Source organism: Nocardiopsis ganjiahuensis DSM 45031 (assembly GCF_000341085.1).
In the GTDB taxonomy this organism is placed as follows: Bacteria; Actinomycetota; Actinomycetes; order Streptosporangiales; family Streptosporangiaceae; genus Nocardiopsis; species Nocardiopsis ganjiahuensis.
Map to the genome: position 1 here is coordinate 154,182 of NZ_ANBA01000018.1, position 16,034 is coordinate 170,215.

Consider the following 16,034-nt stretch of genomic DNA (forward strand, 5'->3'; position numbering starts at 1 on the left):
TGTGTCCTTAAGCTCGGCGTGTCCCGCGCCCGGAATCCGGTTATACGTAGGCTTTTGAGGCCTACAGAAGGGGTCAAAAGGGACTGGGTCACCACCCCCGTCCCTTGGTCCCCACTCGTTGCGGAGGGTGACCTTGCAGGTCGGAAGGGGCCCGACACGCCCTGCCTACGGGCGTTTGTATTTGTGTAAGGGCCTCTGCTTCCCCTAATTTCGTGCGAGCAAGGGGGAACCGGAGGAACCTTATGAACAAGCGTGACCTGATCGACGCGATCTCCGACCGTCTCGGAGACAAGAAGACCGCGACCGAAGCGGTCAACGCTGTGCTTGAGACCATTCAGGCCACCGTGGCGTCGGGCGACAAGGTCGCCATCACGGGCTTCGGCGTTTTCGAGAAGTCCGAGCGTGCGGCTCGCACCGCGCGCAACCCCGCCACTGGCGCCACCATCAACGTCCCCGCGAGCTTCGTTCCGAAGTTCCGCGCTGGCGCTGACTTCAAGGCTCTGGTCAACGGCGACAAGAAGTAGCCTCGCTCGCCGTCAGGCGAAACAGGACGTACCCGCCCGGGTTCCCCACAAGGGGACCCGGGCGGATCGCTGTCCGGGGTCGGTTCCGGAGCTTCTTCGGGGCCGGTTCCGGGGCGGTCCGGGTCGGGTGCGCGAGCGTCAGGAGGCGTTCCGCGGGGCGCCGACCGGCACCAGGCCCAGGAGTTCACGCGTCCGGGGGCCCACGCCCAGGACCGCCGCGGCCGCCAGATCCTCGGGAGTGTCCACGTCCCGCCGGACCGACTCCACCCCCGGGACCAGCAGTTCACGCGCGCCACCGGCCAGATGACGGGCGCGGGAGGCCCCCTCGAAGGCCGGCGCGAGCCGCTGCCCCGGGGCAGCGGCGAGCAGCGTGGTCCCCACACCGGGGGAGTCCGGCAGGAAGGACCTGCCGTGGGCGGAGGCGGCCGCCAGCACCCTCTCCAGCTCGGCCGGGCGCAGCGCGGGCAGATCCGCCGACAGCGCGCACACACCGGACCCCGGCAGCCTCGCGGCCGCGACCCGGGCCCCGTGCTCCAGGGCGGGGTTCAGACCGCCGCCCGGCTCACCACCGATCACCACCGCGCCCAGGCGTGACAGTTCGGCGCGCGCACGCGGGTCCTCGGTCACCGCGAACACCGCGCCCGTGGCCGCGCAGGACCGTGCGGCGGCCACCGTGTCGCAGGCGATCGCGAGCGCCAGGTCCTCCCGGCGGTCCCCGGCGGCCCGGGCCAGTCGTGTCTTGGCCAGGCCGAGGTGCTTGACTGGGACGATCAGGGACCAGCGCACCCCGAGGTGCGAAGCCCCGCCTCGCTCTCCAAAGCCGGTCACGGTTCCCCCGGGACGTTGATGCGGCCACGACAGTGATGAGGGTAGGCGTTCGGGGTAAGGCGCGGCGCGGGCGCCCTGGGCGTGTCCGACCGGGGCCGCCGGACGGCACACCCCGGCACATCAACGCACGTCCTAGACTGAGTCGGTTGTGCTTCCGTGGTCCGGACCGGGCCGGGAGCGAGAAGTGAGGAGTCCCCCGTGGCCAAGCAACGAGAATCGCGATGGGTCAAGTGGGTCGTGTCCCGGATCGTCCGGTTCGTCCTGTGGTTCGTGACCAAGCCCGAGTGGAAGGGCACCGAGAACGTGCCCGCCGAGGGCGGTGCGATCATCGCCGCGAACCACCTGTCGGTGACCGACCCCCTGACCGTCGCGCACTTCCTCTACATCGGTGCGCGCCGCTGGCCGACCTTCACCATGAAGGACGGGGTCATGAAGATCCCCGTGGTCCGGTCCGTGGCCAGGAGCACCGGCCAGATCCCGATCAAACGCGGCAGCGCCGACGCCGTCAAGGCGCTGGGCGAGGCCGAGAAGGCGCTCACCCAGGACGGGTCCTCGGTGATCTTCTACCCCGAGGGCACCTGCACCCGTGACCCCGAGCTCTGGCCGATGACCGCCAAGAACGGTGTGGCCCGACTCGCCCTGACCACCGGTGTGCCCGTCATCCCGGTCGCGCACTGGGGCGAGCAGAACATCCTGCCCTACGGCTCCAAGAAGCCCAGCCTGTTCCCGCGCAAGCGGATCCAGTTCAGCGCGGGCCCGCCGGTGGACCTGTCCGCCTTCCGGGACCAGCCGCTGACCGCGACCGTCCTGGACGGCGCCACCAGGGCGATCATGGCCGACATCACCGCCCTGCAGGCCGAGATCCGCGGCGAGCAGCCGCCCGCCGAGCCCTTCGACTTCAAGAAGGCGCGCCAGCAGGCCGCCCGGGCCAAGCGCGCCGAACAGGAGGAGATCTCGGAGACCCCTGAGGGCACGACCACCGACACCGACAACGGGAAGAACAGCACGGGGGCATGACCGACCAGATGAGCGCTGAAGTGAAGGTCGCGGTACTGGGCAGCGGGTCCTGGGGGACCACGTTCGCCAACATCGTCGCCGACGCCGCGGACCTCCGAACGGCGGAGGGCCACAAGACCGAGGTGGTCCTGTGGGGGCGCCGGGCCGCGGTGGTCGACGCGATCAACGAGTCCGCGGAGAACCCGGACTACTTCCCGGGGATCACGCTCAACGGGCGGCTGCGCGCCACCACGGACCCGGCCGAGGCGCTCTCCGGCGCCCGAGTCGTGGTGCTGGCCGTCCCCTCGCAGACCCTGCGGGGGAACCTGGCGTCCTGGCGGGAGCACATCGCCGAGGACGCGGTGGTCGTCAGCCTCATGAAGGGCGTCGAGCTCGGCACCCTCATGCGGATGAGCCAGGTCGTCGGCGAGGTCCTGGAGCTGCCCGAGGAGCGGATCGCCGTGGTGTCCGGGCCCAACCTGGCCCGGGAGATCATCGAGCGCCAGCCCGCCACCGCCGTGGTGGCCTGCCCGCACGAGGAGACCGTGGTCCGCCTCCAGGAGCTCTTCAAGTCCGCGTACTTCCGCCCCTACACCAGCACCGACCTGGTGGGCGTGGAGATCGGCGGCGCCATGAAGAACGTGATCGGCCTGGCGGTCGGCGTGGCCGAGGGCATGGGTTTCGGTGACAACACCAAGGCCTCGCTGATCACCCGCGGCCTGGCCGAGACCACCCGCCTCGCGGTGACGCTCGGCGCCGACGAGCACACCCTGTCCGGCCTGGCCGGAATGGGTGACCTCGTGGCGACATGCTCGTCCCCGCTGTCGCGGAACCGGACCTTCGGTGAGAAACTGGGCGCGGGCAAGACCCTCGAACAGGTCGTCGCCGAGACCAGGCAGACGGCCGAAGGGGTCAAGTCCTCCGAATCCATCCTCGAACTCGGCTGGACCCACGGGGTCGACATGCCGATCACCGAGGCCGTCGTCAAGATGATGCACCACGACATGAGCCCGGCCCAGGCGCTGCTGGCGTTCATGTCACGCAGCACCAAACCGGAGCGCTACGGGGTCTGAGAGCGAGCACGATGACACACACACCTGGTTCCGGGAACGCGGGAGAGCACACACGGGCGGTCAACGCCCCGGCCGCCCCGGTCCCCGCCGAGCGTCCGATGCGGATGCCCGTCCACCGCGCCACCACCTACGCGTTCGACACCTCCCAGGAGTTCGCGGACGTACTGGCCGGTGCGCGGAGCGGCTACTCCTACGCCCGTATCGACAGCCCCACCGTGGACGCCTTCGCGGACGCGGTCGCGGCGCTGGAGGGCGCGGGACTCCCGGACCGGGTGCGTGGTCAGGCCTTCGCCTCCGGCATGGCGGCGATCAGCACCGTGCTGCTGGCCCTCACCGAGGCCGGGGCGCACGTGGTGGCCTCCCGCCAGATCTACGGCAACACGTACTCGCTGCTGGACCGGCTGATGCGCCGCTTCGGGGTGCGCACGGACTTCGTGGACGTCACCGACCTGGACGCCGTGCGCGCCGCGGTCACCCCCGAGACCGCCGTGGTGTTCACCGAGACGCTGTCCAACCCCGCGATGACCGTCTCCGACCTGCCCGGACTGGCGCAGATCTCCCGTGAGGCGGGCGCCGCCCTGGTGGTGGACTCCACGTTCGCCTCCCCGGCGGTCTGCCGCCCCCTGGAGTTCGGCGCCGACGTCGTGGTGCACTCCGCCACCAAGTACCTGGGCGGCCACAGCGACACCACCGGCGGCGTGGCCGTGGCCTCGCCCGCCCTGACCGACCGCATCCGCGCGGCCCGGATCGACCTGGGCCCGTGCCTGGCCCCCGACGAGGCGTACCTGCTGCACCGCGGCCTGGAGACCCTGCCGCTGCGGGTCCAGCGCCAGTGCGAGAGCGCCGCGGCCTTCGCCGCCGCCCTGGACGGACACCCGCTCGTGGAGCGGGTCGACCACCCCTCGCTGGCCTCGCACCCCGAGCACCTGCTCGCGGGCAAGCTCTTCGACGAGGGCCGCTACGGCGCCGTGGTCACCGTCCACCCGCGCGGCGGCCGGGACGCCGGGATGGCCTTCGCGGACCGGCTGGGGCTGGCCACCATCGCCGCGTCGCTCGGCGGTACGCACACCCTGGCCGGGCACGTGGCCTCGACCTCGCACCGCAGCATGAGCGAGGCCGAACTGGCCGCCGCGGGCATCTCCCAGGGCGCGGTACGGTTCTCCATCGGCCTGGAGGACCCCCAGGACCTCATCGAGGACGCCCTCGCGGCGCTCGACGGCGGAAAGTGACACACGGGTGCTTTCCACCCCGTACCGGTTTCATCAGCAGGCGAGATAAGGTCAGGCAGCATGTCGTCCGAGCAGCGCAAGATTCGGGTCGCCGTCGTCTTCGGCGGGCGTAGTTCCGAACACGAGATCTCCTGCGTCACCGCGGGCAGCGTCCTGTCCGTCATCGACCAGGACCGTTACGAGGTCGTTCCGGTCGGGATCACCCCCACCGGCAACTGGGTCCTGGCCTCGGGTGATCCCGAGAGCCTGCGCATCGACGCGGAGACCAAGGCCCTGCCCACCGTTTCCGAGGAGGGCGTCGAACTGGCGCTGCCCTTCGACACGGCGGGCCAGCTCATGACCGTGAGCCCGGACCAGGGCACCCAGCGCCTGGCCGAGGTGGACGTCGTGCTGCCGCTGCTGCACGGCCCCTTCGGCGAGGACGGCACCATCCAGGGCCTCTTCGAGATGATGGGCGTGCGCTACGCGGGTGCCGGGGTGTTCTCCAGCGCCGCGGCCATGGACAAGGTCTTCATGAAGGCCCTCCTGGTCGGCAACGGGATCCCCACCAGCGACTTCGTCGCCGTCACCGAGCGCACCTGGCGGACCGAGCGAAAGAAGGTCCTGGACGACATCGCCGAACTGGGCGAGACGGTGTTCGTCAAGCCCGCCCGCGCCGGGAGCAGCGTCGGGATCAGCAAGGTGAAGGACTCCAAGGACACCGACGCCGTGATCGCCGCGGTCGAGGCCGCCCGCGAGCACGACCCCAAGGTCCTGGTCGAGGCGCAGGTCGTCGGCCGCGAGATCGAGTGCGGTGTCCTGGAGGCCGAGGACGGTGGCACCCCCGACGTCTCCTTCCCGGCCGAGGTGCACGTGGCGGAGGGCTTCGACTTCTACGACTTCGAGGCCAAGTACCTGTCCACGAGCGGACTGACCATCCCCGCCGAGATCCCGGAGGAGGCCACCGCGCGACTGCGCAGGATGGCCGCCGACGTCTTCGAGGCCATGGGCTGCGAGGGCCTGGCCCGGGTGGACTTCTTCTACACCGAGGACGGCCGGATCCTGGTCAACGAGCTCAACACGATGCCCGGCTTCACGCCGTCGTCGGCCTTCCCCCAGATGTGGGGCGCCACCGGCCTGGGCTACGCCGAACTCGTCGAGCGCATGATCACCACCGCCCTGCGCCGCGACCCCGGCCTGCGCTGACCGCGCCGGGACACCGCACCGACGCAGAACCACCGCCGGGGGCGGACGACCACGCGGTCGTCCGCCCCCGGTGTTTCTTCGACTCCTTTGCCTTTCAGCCCTGCGGCGGGGCCTGAGGCGGCCCCTGGGGGCCCTGTGGCGGCAGAGGCGGCGCCTGGTGGGGGTTCAGGCGATCCTGGGGCTCCTGGGGCGTCTCAGGCAGGAGTTCGCGGGCGAGAATGGTGCCACCCGCTGTGGCAGCCGGGAACACGGCCACCGCCGCGAACGGGATCGCCAGGAGGAAGTACGTGGGGATCGCGAAACCCAGCACCCGGAGACGGCGGGTGCCCATGAAGTGGCGGCGGTCGCGGATGCGCAGCAGCCCGCGCCGGTCGAAGGCGCTCGTGGTGAGTTCGATGCCCAGCAGCCAGCCGCCCATCACGGCGGTCAGCACGGGGGCGGCCATCCAGCCGATCAGCGGGACGAGCCCGATCAGGAACGCGCCGACCGTCACGGTCAGGGAGACCAGCACGATCCCCACGGACTGGCGCACCGACCGGGCCACCGACGACATCAGCGACTCGTCGGGGGCCTCGGGCGCACCGCCCAGTTCCTGCTCGACCAGCTCGGCGATCTTGTCGTAGATCGGCGCGCCCAGGCCGAGGGTCACCGTCGTGAACGCCACCACCATGACCAGGACCGCACCGGCCAGCAGCGCCACGGACAGGGCGCCGCGCAGCAGCCCCTGCCACGCGTTGTCCCAGTCGTCGGCGAACGGCGTCGCCCACGCCACCAGGTCCACCAGGTTCACGGCCAGGGTGATCAGCGCCGCCAGGAACAGCAGCGACGTGATCAGCGCGGGCAGCGCACCCAGCAGGAACAGGCGCGGTTTGCGCAGCATGATCGCCAGACCGCGCAGCAGAACACCGAAACCACCGAAGAGCTCACGTACAGAATTCACGGGCGAACACTAGCGCTAGTGGGCTGATCGGTACCACCTTTCCACCCGTCGCCCTCAACGGACGCCTACGGCGCGGTACCATCCGGGCTCGGCCAGGAGCTCCTCGTGGGTTCCGGACTGCAGCACCCGGCCGTCGCGGACCACGTAGATCCGGTCCACCCGGTCCAGGCCGGTGAGGTCGTGCGTGATGAGCAGGGTCGAGAACCCCCGGGCGGCGGCGAGCAGGTCCTCCACCACCCCGTCGCGGGTGTCCGGGTCCAGGTGCGCGGTCGGTTCGTCCAGCACCAGGACACGCGGCGCGGCCAGTACCGCGCGGGCCAGCGCCAGCCTCTGGCGCATCCCGCCGCTCAGCCCCACGCCGTGCGAGCCCACCTGGGTGTCCAGGCCCTTGGGCATCGCCTCGACCTCCCCGGCCAGCCGGGCCCTGCGCAGCGCCGACCACAGCTCGTCGTCCTCCGCGCCCGGTCGGGCGAGCCGCAGGTTCTCACGGAGCGTGGACGCGAACACGTGCGGGTCCTGGGGGACGCCGGAGACCACACGGCGCACCTCGTCGGCCGGGTAGCCGGTGATGTCCGCGCCGCCGATCTCCACACGGCCGCCGTCCGGGTCGCGGAAGCGCAGCAGGACCGAGGCGAGCGTGCTCTTGCCCGCGCCGCTCGGCCCGACCACCGCGACGGTCGCCCCGGCCGGGATCTCCAGGTCCACCCCGTCCAGCGCCCACGGCTCCTCGGGGCCGTACCGCACCCGCAGGTCCCGGACCCGGACGGTGGCGTCGGCCTCCGGGTCGATCTCCAGGCCCTCCCGGGCCGGCGGCGCGATGCCCGGCGGGGTGTCCAGGACACCGAACAGCCGCTCGCCCGACGCCCGGATCGACCCCAGCCTGGCCGCGACGGCGGGCAGCGGAGCGACGATCTCGAAGGCGGCGAGCGTGGTCAGCACCAGCACCGCCAGGGCGGTCGCGCCGATCGAACCGTCCGCCACGGCGAGCACGCCCAGGAACAGTGCGCCCCACACGGTCAGCCCGGTGATGAGCGCGCCGGCCCCGGCACTCATCCCGAGGGTCGCGGCGTCGCGCCGGGCCACCCGGGTGAGTTCCGCGTCGGCCTCGTGGACCCGGGCCACCTGGCGGTCCATGGCGCCGTAGGCGACCAGGTCCGGGGCGCCCTGGAGGGTGTCCACCAGGGTCGTGGAGAGCTTCCCGCGCGCCCTGGCCTCACGCTCTCCCGGGCCCCGGCCGAGCGCGGCCGCGGCCAGCGGCACCGCGAGTCCGGCGAGCAGCAGCCCCGCCGCCAGCAGCAGCCCTCCGGGCACGTACACCACGGTCAGGAACAGCACCGTGGCACCGCCGGTGACCACCGAGACCAGCGGCGGGGTGAGCCCGCGTACCAGCAGGTCGAGGGTGGCCTCGGTGTCGTTGACCAACCGCGACATCAGGTCGCCGGAGCGGAAGCGGCCGAACGGTTCGGTCGCGGCGAGCCGCTCGTACACGCGCACCCGCACCTCGGCGAGGGTTCGGAAGGCGGCGTCGTGGGTGACCAGCCGCTCCAGATAGCGGGCCACACCCTTGCTCACGCCCAGCGCCCGGGTGGCGACCACGGCCACGCTCAGCGCGGTGATGGAGGGGTGGTCGGCGGCGGTGGCCAGCATCCACGCGGCCACGCCCAGCAGGGCCACACCCGAACCGGTGGCGGCGGCGCCGAGCAGCACGCCCAGCGCGAACCTTCCGCCTCGCGGCCGGGCCAGCCCGATCATGCGGAGCAACGGGTCCCTGCGCCGCTTCCGCCCGTCCGCCTTCGGGTGGCCGGCGGCGGGGGAGGCCGCCGCTCCGGTCGTCTCGGTGCTCATCGGTGCGCCTCCCGGCTCAGCAGCGGAAGCTCGGCGGTCCTCAGGTTCCCGCCGAGCGCGGACTCGGCCCAGCCGGTGTCGTGGGCGACGATCAAGGCGGTGCGGCCCTCCAGGAGGCGGGTCACCGCGGTGCGCACGGCCCGGGCGTTCTCCGGGTCCAGGTGCGCGGTGGGTTCGTCGAGCAGGACCAGCGGGGCGTCCCGGCACATCGCCCGGGCCAGCGCGATCCGCTGCCGCTGTCCGGCGGACAGCCGCGCGCCCCGCTCTCCCAGACGGGTCCCGTACCCGTCGGGGAGAGCGGAGACGAACCCGTCGGCCTCGGCCAGCCGCGCCGCCTCCCGCACCCGGTCCATGTCGGCGTCGGGCGCGCCCAGCCGGATGTTGTCGGCGACGGAGACGTCGAACAGGTAGGGGTGCTGGGGAACCCAGGCGATGCCGAGCCGCCAGTCGTCGGCGGGGACCCGTTCCAAGGGGGCCCACCCGCCGCCGGGCGCCCGCACGCTGATCCGGCCCTCGGTGGGTTCGGCGAGCCGCAGCAGCAGGGACAGCAGGGTGGTCTTGCCGGAGCCGCTCGGCCCGGTGAGCAGCAGGTGCTCCCCGGCGCGGACGGTCAGGTCCAGTCCGGACAGGGCGGGGATGTCGCGGTCCGGGTAGAGCAGCCCGACCCCCTCGAAGCGGATGTCGCCCGCGGCCGCTGGGGAGGGCGAGTGGGAGGGGGCGTCGGCGACGGGTGCGGCTCCCCCCTCTTCCCGGTCCTCCCCGGTGGTGGTGCCGCGCCTGCGGTCCAGCTCGGTGAAGACCTGGTCGGCGGCGGCCACTCCCTCCATGCTCGCGTGGAAGCGCGCGCCCACCTCGCGCAGCGGCAGGTAGGCCTCGGGCGCGAGGATCAGGACGAGGAGGGCGGTCTGGTAGTCCATGTGCCCGCCCAGCAGGCGCAGGCCGACCTCGACGGCGACCAGCGCCACCGCCAGGGTCGCGAGCAGTTCGAGCGCGAAGGCCGACAGGAACGCGATCCGCAGCGTGCCCATGGTCGCCGCGCGGTGGTCCTCGCCGACCTTGCGGATGATCGCGGCCTGGGCCTTGGCGCGGCGGAACACCGCCAGGGTCGGCAGCCCCTCCACCACGTCGAGGAAGTGTCCGCCCAACCGGCTCAGCAGCCGCCACTGGCGTTCGGTGCGCTGCTGGGTGTGCATACCGATCAGCGCCATGAAGACCGGGATGAGCGGCAGCGTCACCAAGATGACGATCCCGGAGATCCAGTCCGCCCAGAACACCACCGCCAGGACCGCGAACGGCACGATCACGGCCAGGACGAGCTGGGGCAGGTAGCGGGAGAAGTACTCGTCGAGGGCGTCCAGGCCGCGGGTGGCCAGGGTGACGAGCTCACCGGCCCGGGGCGACCCGTCCTCGCGGTCACCGCCCTCGGCCAGCCACACCTTGCCCGAACCGGTCACGTGCGCGATCAGTCTGCGGCGCAGCTGCGACTTGGTGCGGGCGGCGCTGTGCAGTGCGGACGCCTCGGCGAGGTAGGACAGCAGGGCGCGGGCGACCGCGACGGCGGCCACCGCGGCGATCATCCAGCCGAGGGCGTCCATGCCCTCGCCGGCCCACGCCCCGGTGACGACCCGGGCGAGCAGCCAGGCCTGGGCGAGGATCAGGCCGGTGATCAGTACGCCGCTGGCGACGGTGACGGCCAGGTGCGTCCGGACCGCGGCTGCGGTGCGCACCAGGCGCGGATCGAGCGGTTTCATCTGCGGGGACCTCGTGGCGTCGGGACTCGGCCGGGACGGGGATCCGGCATGGCTGGCGGTGGGGGCTCGGGATCGGCGGAGACGAAGGAGCGCGGTGCGGGACGCACCCCCAGTATCCCGAAGGGCGCCGCTCCGTGGGTGTCCGACGAACACCGAGCCCCCCGCCTGCCGGGGCGATTCGGGAAGCGGGGGGCACGGTGCCCGATGAGGAGGGGCGGAAGCACCGGAGGGAGCGGGGTCAGGCGGCCTGTTCCGGCTCGCGCCCTCCGGCGGCCACGCTCTCCCCGGTGATCTGCGCGCCGGTGACGCGCTGACGGAAGACCCAGTAGCTCCAGCCCTGGTAGCCCAGCACCAGCGGCAGGAACACCACCGCCACCCACGACATCAGGGTGAGCGTGTAGTCGGCGGACGAGGCGTTGGCGACGGTGAGGCTGAAGGCGGCGTCGGTGGTGGACGGCAGCACGTTCGGGAACAAGGAGCCGAGCAGCACCGTGAAGGTGAGGACCACGGTCACCGCCGTGGCGAGGAACGACCACCCCTCACGGCGGAACCGGGCCGCCGCGACCCCGACCGCCAGGGCCGCGGCGGCGAGCAGTGCGAGCGGAAGGGTCCACGGCTTCCCGTGCGCGAACTGCGTCCACAGCAGGAAGACGGACACGGCGGGGACCGCCGCGCAGGCGCTCCACTGGGTGGCCGTGCGCGCCCGGGCCCGGACCGGACCGTCGGTCTTGAGCGTCAGGAAGACGGCGCCGTGCAGGGTGAACAGGGCCAGGGTCGTCACCCCGCCCAGCAGGGCGTAGGGGTTGAACAGGTCCGCCGGCGACGCCGTGACGACGTGGTCGGCGCCCATGGCCACGCCGCGGACGAGGTTGGCGAAGATCAGCCCCCAGAGGAAGGCGGGCACGGCGCTGCCGGTGAAGATCGCCCGGTCCCACCAGTTGCGCCAGCGGTCGCTGTCGCGCTTGTGGCGGTATTCGAACGCCACCCCGCGCACGATCAGCGCGAGCAGGATGAGGAAGACCGGTACGTAGAACCCGCTGAACACGGACGCGTACCAGGCGGGGAAGGCGGCGAACATGGCGCCGACGGCGGTGATCATCCACACCTCGTTGGCGTCCCAGACCGGGCCGATGGCGTTGATGGCCACGCGGCGGTCGACGGAGTGCCGTTCGCCCATGAAGGGCAGCAGTATTCCGACCCCGAAGTCGAATCCCTCCAGGAGGAAGAAGCCGATCCACAGGACGGCGATGGCGGCGAACCAGATGACGGCCAGTTCCATGGTCGTTGGCTCCTAGTAGCTGAAGTGCGGGATCCGGGACTCGTCCTCGTCGTTCTCCAGATCGGGAACGACGTGGGAGGGGCCCTTCTTGATGTACTTCCAGAGCAGGCCGACCTCGACGGCGAACAGCAGGCCGTACAGGGCGGTGAAGAGGCTGAGACTCGTCGCGACGGTTCCGAGGCCGACCCCGGGGGAGACGCTGGCGGCGGTGAGCAGCTCGCCGTGGACCGTCCAGGGCTGGCGCCCCATCTCGGTGAGGACCCACCCGAAGATGTTGGCCATCAGGGCGGCGGGCAGGGCGGCGATCGCCGCGAGGTAGAACCACTTGGTCCTCGGCAGGCGCTCCCGGCCGCGGGTGAGCCACAGGCCCACCGCGGCGACGGCGATGCCGAACAACCCGAGGCCCATCATGAGCCGGAAGGACCAGTAGACGACGAACACGTTGGGCATGTAGTCGCCGGGTCCGTAGAACTCCTCGTAGGCCTCCTGGAGGTTGTTCATACCGTGTACCTCGCCGTCGAAGGTGCCGGTGGCCAGGAAGCTCAGGACGTTGGGGACGGTGATGTCGATGGGGTTGTAGTGCGCCTCGGTGTCGCCGACGGCGAAGGCGGAGAAGGCGGCGCCCTCCTCGGTGTCCCACAGGGCCTCGGCGGCGGCCAGCTTCATGGGTTCGTACTCGGCGGCGAGCTTGGCCTGGTGGTCGCCGGAGAAGACCGTCAGGGCCCCGGCGACCAGGGTGACGACCAGGCCGGTCCTGAGCGCGGAGCGGAACAGCGCGTGGTCCCGCACCGGCGGGGTGACGCCGACCTCTCCGGTGTCGTTGTGCCTGGTGTTGCGCCACAGCTTGTAGGCGCTGACCGCCACCACGAACAGCCCGGCCGTGACGAAGGCGGCCGAGACGGTGTGCAGGTAGGTGGACCAGGCCTGGTCGTTGCTGAGCACGGCCCAGATGTCGTTGAGCTCGGCGCGGCCGTTCTCCGGGTTGATCTCGTAGCCGACCGGGCGGCGCATCCAGGCGTTGGCGGCCAGGATGAAGTAGGCCGACAGGTTGGTGGCGACCGCCACGATCCAGATGCAGGCCAGGTGGACGCCCCGGGGCAGCCGGTGCCAGCCGAAGATCCACAGTCCGATGAAGGTGGACTCCAGGAAGAAGGCCAGGAGGGCCTCCATCGCCAGGGGCGCTCCGAAGACGTCGCCGACGAAGCGTGAGTACTCGCTCCAGTTCATGCCGAACTGGAACTCCTGCACGATGCCGGTGACCACGCCCATGGCGAAGTTGATCAGGAACAGCTTTCCGAAGAACTGGGTGGCCTGGAGGTACTCGTGCCGTCCGGTGCGGTACCAGAAGGTCTGGAGCACGGCCACGATGAACGACAGCCCGATCGTCAGGGGAACGAAGAGGAAGTGGTAGATCGTGGTGACGCCGAACTGCCACCTCGCCAGGTCAAGAGCTTCCATGCCTGCCTCTCAGCTACCGACCGCCGGTAGTACTACGAACTGTAGTGCTACCGCTTGTCGTATTGGAGGGCACCCCCATGAGAATCAGGACACGTCGGGGAGGAGAGGCCGTCCGGCCCTCCGGGCGTAGGCCGAACGCCACGACGGCGCGCCCCGGCCCGGGGCGCGCCGTCGTGGCGTCACGTCTTTTCCTGTGCGGTTCTCCTGCCAGGTCGGCGCCGTTGTGCCGGCGCCTCCGCTCAGCTGCGGAGCTCGAGCATGCGCTCCATGTTCTCGACCTCGGACTGCTGGGCGTCGATCATCCCCTGGGCGAAGGTGGTGACGAGTTCCTCGTTGCCGAGTTCCACCTCGGCCTCGGCCATCTCGATCCCGCCGAGGTGGTGGTCGATCATCAGCTCGAGGAAGAGCACCTCCGCCTCCTCGCCCTCGGCGTCGGCCAGCCGGACGAGCTGCTCGTCGGTGGCCAGGCCCGGCATGGTCTCGGGCACCTCGCCCTCACCGCCGCCGTGGTCGTGGCCCGCCATCCAGGTCATCGGGGGCTCGGGGGAGCGCGAGTTCAGCCCCCACGCGGACAGCCAGCCCTGCATGATCCCGATCTGCGCCTGCTGGGTCCGGGCCATGTCCGTGGCCACGGTGTGCAGCTCGACGTCCTCGGTCTTGTCGAGGATGACCATCGACATGTCCACGGCCTGGGCGTGGTGCGCGCTCATGTCGCGCAGGAAGCCGGCGTCGGCCCCGGTGTCCAACGGGTAGGACGGCCGCCCCAGGAGGAAGCCTCCGACCAGCGCCAACGCGACCAAGGTCACGGTCATCCAGAGCGGTACGGAGCGATCCGACCGCGTCGGCGCGGCGCTGCTCCCACCGTGCTCCGGGAAAGCCTCGGGCTCGGCCCGATCGTCCTCGTACGACGTTTCGTCGGTGCCGTCGGCGTCTCGGGACGCCGGGCCGGTCACATGCCCCATCGGAACCACCCTGGTCAAATCGCACAACTCTGGTGCCAAAGTAGAGGATAGGAAAGTCCCATTCGACCACATCCATCCCAGGAGACCCTGTGGCCAAGAAGACGAAGGCGGAGGAGCGTCGCGCTCGCGCCGCCGCACTGCGGGAAGAGCAGCGGAAGAAGGAGCGCCGCGCCAAAGCCCTCAAGATCATCGGGATCAGCGTAGCCTCCGCGGCGGTCCTCGGTCTTCTGGGAACCGCGATCTTCATGGAGTTCCGCGACCGCAACATCGAGGGCGTGGAGGAGTACGCCATCGACGAGTACAACCACGTGACCGTGGGCGAGCGCGTCGACTACGCCCAGTCCCCGCCGGTCGGCGGCCAGCACTGGCCCCAGTGGCAGAACTGCGGTGTGTACGCGGATCCGCTGATGCCGGAGTTCGCGGTCCACTCCCTGGAGCACGGAGCGGTCTGGATCACCTACGACCCCGAGCTCCCGCAGGAGGAGGTCGAGGCGCTCGAGGGCTTCTACAACCCGGGCGACTACCTGGTCATCAGCCCCTACGACGGCGACATGCCCGCGCCGATCGTGGCCTCCAGCTGGGGCCGCCAGATCACCGCGGAGAGCGCGGACGACGAGAACCTCGGCCGCTACGTGCAGTTCTACGAGCGCGGCGGTGACGTCCCCGAGCCGGGCGCCGCCTGCTCGGGCGCCATCCAGGAGACCGCCGCCGAGGTCGAGGCCCAGATCGAGGCCCAGGGTGCGGGCAGCGAGGCCGTCGAGGGGGCGGACAGCGACGAGGGCGGTGCTGACGCCGAGAACGAGGACACCGACGCCGAGGCCACCGACGAGCCCGCCGAGGACTCCGGCACCGACGAGGAGGGGGAGTAGGCACGGGACGACCGGCTGACCCGCCGCATCCCGGAACCCCGACCAGAACCCCTGCAGCACGCGTGCGGGGGCCGGAGGCGAACCCTCGCCCCCGGCCCCCGCATTCGTGTCTCGGTGACGTCCGGAACAGCCCGCTCAGCCGTCCGGTCCGGCCACGGACTGCTGGCCCCGGAGTCCGCGCGGCCACCTGCTACTGGACAACTAGAGGCCGCGCGGCCACGGAATTACCGGATCAATCAGAGGCTGCGCGGCCACCTGCCTACTGGGCAACTAGAGACCGCTGTCCGCGCGCTCTTCCAGGTGCTCGTTGATCAGGTCGCTCAGCTCGACCAGCGCCTCGGCGGGGGCGCCGTAGGAGGGCGGGATGGTCAGTTCGACGTAGGCCTCGCGCTCCACCGCCGTGTACAGGGTGGGGGCGTCCTCCGGCTGGGGCAGCCAGGCCACCCCGTTGACCTCCTCCAGGATCGAGTCCATCTCCAGGGAGGAGGGGCGGGGCACACCGCACCGAAGGCCGATGGGCGGGTCGCCCCAGGCGGCCATGACCTCCGACTCGGGCTGGACCGTCGCGCGGTCCGCGCCGAGCAGGGTGTCCGGGAGGTCGGCGACCAGAGCGGCGCAGGCCTCGGTGGTCTGTCCGTCGGTCTCGGGGGGTTGCATCTGCACGGTCTGGTCTCCGCAACCAGCCGTTACCAGGACGACAGCCAGAGCCGCCCCGAAGTAGCGCTTGTGCACAGGCAACCTCGCTCCGTCGACTCGGTCGACCTCAGATGTTGACGATGGGACAGGTAAGGGTACGGGCGATGCCGTCCAGCCGCTGAATCCGGGCCACCACCAAGGCGCCCAGGGCGTCGATGTCGTCGGCCTTCGCCTGAACGATCACATCGTAGGGACCCGTGACGTCATGCGCCTGTTCGACCCCCGCGATCCCGCGGATGCGCTCGGCGACCTCGGCTGACTGGCCGACCTCGGTCTGGATCAGGATGTATGCCTGCACCATGATGTCTTCTCCTTCGTGCTGTGCCAGGTGTGAGGTCGAGCGGCCGCATCCCTGCCCGGAGGGCACAGCTGATGACGAACGGATGACGAACGTGGGGC

At 71.2% G+C, this 16,034-nt stretch carries 15 protein-coding genes; 6 read left to right on the forward strand and 9 right to left on the reverse strand.

The genetic code is table 11. The features are described from left to right. Window positions 1–242 precede the first annotated feature (242 nt). Window positions 243–524, forward strand: a complete 282-nt coding sequence (locus tag D458_RS0125375) for an HU family DNA-binding protein (RefSeq protein WP_014910144.1) — start codon at window positions 243–245, stop codon at window positions 522–524. A gap of 138 nt (window positions 525–662) precedes the next feature. Here D458_RS0125375 and cofC read toward each other — a convergent pair whose 3' ends face one another. Continuing rightward, a complete protein-coding gene (cofC, locus tag D458_RS0125380) occupies window positions 663–1,310 on the reverse strand; it encodes a 2-phospho-L-lactate guanylyltransferase (protein ID WP_017589526.1) in 648 nt (215 codons plus the stop codon). 240 nt (window positions 1,311–1,550) lie between these two features. On the opposite strand from cofC, the gene D458_RS0125385 reads away from it, so the two are divergent. From D458_RS0125385 to D458_RS0125400, 4 genes are read left to right on the forward strand one after another with little or no spacing between them, the layout of a single operon-like run. Continuing rightward, window positions 1,551–2,369 (forward strand): lysophospholipid acyltransferase family protein, encoded by an 819-nt coding sequence (locus D458_RS0125385; RefSeq protein ID WP_017589527.1) that lies wholly within the window; start codon window positions 1,551–1,553, stop codon window positions 2,367–2,369. Then, window positions 2,366–3,421 carry an NAD(P)H-dependent glycerol-3-phosphate dehydrogenase gene (locus D458_RS0125390; protein ID WP_017589528.1) on the forward strand — a complete coding sequence of 352 codons (1,056 nt, stop codon included), beginning with the start codon at window positions 2,366–2,368 and terminating at the stop codon, window positions 3,419–3,421. Before D458_RS0125385 ends, D458_RS0125390 begins: the two co-directional genes overlap by 4 nt. A gap of 11 nt (window positions 3,422–3,432) precedes the next feature. Continuing rightward, window positions 3,433–4,650: a trans-sulfuration enzyme family protein gene (locus D458_RS0125395; RefSeq protein ID WP_017589529.1), complete on the forward strand. Its 1,218-nt coding sequence runs from the start codon at window positions 3,433–3,435 to the stop codon at window positions 4,648–4,650. 60 nt (window positions 4,651–4,710) lie between these two features. Beyond that, the gene (locus tag D458_RS0125400) at window positions 4,711–5,835 is read left to right on the forward strand and encodes a D-alanine--D-alanine ligase family protein (protein ID WP_017589530.1); all 1,125 of its coding nucleotides are present in this window, start codon (window positions 4,711–4,713) and stop codon (window positions 5,833–5,835) included. Window positions 5,836–5,929: 94 nt separating this feature from the next. On the opposite strand, the gene D458_RS0125405 is transcribed toward D458_RS0125400, so the two are convergent. From D458_RS0125405 to D458_RS0125430, 6 genes are all read right to left on the reverse strand, one after another. Then, the gene (locus D458_RS0125405) at window positions 5,930–6,775 is read right to left on the reverse strand and encodes an EI24 domain-containing protein (RefSeq protein ID WP_017589531.1); all 846 of its coding nucleotides are present in this window, start codon (window positions 6,773–6,775) and stop codon (window positions 5,930–5,932) included. A 54-nt stretch (window positions 6,776–6,829) separates the two neighbouring features. Beyond that, window positions 6,830–8,620 (reverse strand): thiol reductant ABC exporter subunit CydC, encoded by a 1,791-nt coding sequence (gene cydC, locus D458_RS0125410; protein ID WP_017589532.1) that lies wholly within the window; start codon window positions 8,618–8,620, stop codon window positions 6,830–6,832. Further along, window positions 8,617–10,371: a thiol reductant ABC exporter subunit CydD gene (gene cydD, locus D458_RS0125415; RefSeq protein WP_017589533.1), complete on the reverse strand. Its 1,755-nt coding sequence runs from the start codon at window positions 10,369–10,371 to the stop codon at window positions 8,617–8,619. The genes cydC and cydD overlap by 4 nt, the downstream gene beginning before the upstream one ends. A gap of 238 nt (window positions 10,372–10,609) precedes the next feature. Continuing rightward, complete coding sequence (cydB, locus tag D458_RS0125420) at window positions 10,610–11,650, reverse strand: cytochrome d ubiquinol oxidase subunit II (protein ID WP_017589534.1); 1,041 nt, start codon at window positions 11,648–11,650, stop codon at window positions 10,610–10,612. Between the two features lie 12 nt (window positions 11,651–11,662). After that, the gene (locus D458_RS0125425; RefSeq protein ID WP_017589535.1) at window positions 11,663–13,108 is read right to left on the reverse strand and encodes a cytochrome ubiquinol oxidase subunit I; all 1,446 of its coding nucleotides are present in this window, start codon (window positions 13,106–13,108) and stop codon (window positions 11,663–11,665) included. A gap of 239 nt (window positions 13,109–13,347) precedes the next feature. After that, window positions 13,348–14,070 (reverse strand): DUF305 domain-containing protein, encoded by a 723-nt coding sequence (locus D458_RS0125430; RefSeq protein WP_026119673.1) that lies wholly within the window; start codon window positions 14,068–14,070, stop codon window positions 13,348–13,350. 89 nt (window positions 14,071–14,159) lie between these two features. On the opposite strand from D458_RS0125430, the gene D458_RS0125435 reads away from it, so the two are divergent. After that, the gene (locus D458_RS0125435) at window positions 14,160–14,939 is read left to right on the forward strand and encodes a DUF3105 domain-containing protein (protein ID WP_017589537.1); all 780 of its coding nucleotides are present in this window, start codon (window positions 14,160–14,162) and stop codon (window positions 14,937–14,939) included. Window positions 14,940–15,209: 270 nt separating this feature from the next. On the opposite strand, the gene D458_RS0125440 is transcribed toward D458_RS0125435, so the two are convergent. Both D458_RS0125440 and D458_RS0125445 read right to left on the reverse strand, forming a co-directional pair. Then, complete coding sequence (locus tag D458_RS0125440; protein WP_026119674.1) at window positions 15,210–15,671, reverse strand: DUF3515 domain-containing protein; 462 nt, start codon at window positions 15,669–15,671, stop codon at window positions 15,210–15,212. Between the two features lie 31 nt (window positions 15,672–15,702). After that, window positions 15,703–15,936 carry an Lrp/AsnC family transcriptional regulator gene (locus tag D458_RS0125445; protein ID WP_017589539.1) on the reverse strand — a complete coding sequence of 78 codons (234 nt, stop codon included), beginning with the start codon at window positions 15,934–15,936 and terminating at the stop codon, window positions 15,703–15,705. Between the last annotated feature and the right edge of the window lie 98 nt (window positions 15,937–16,034).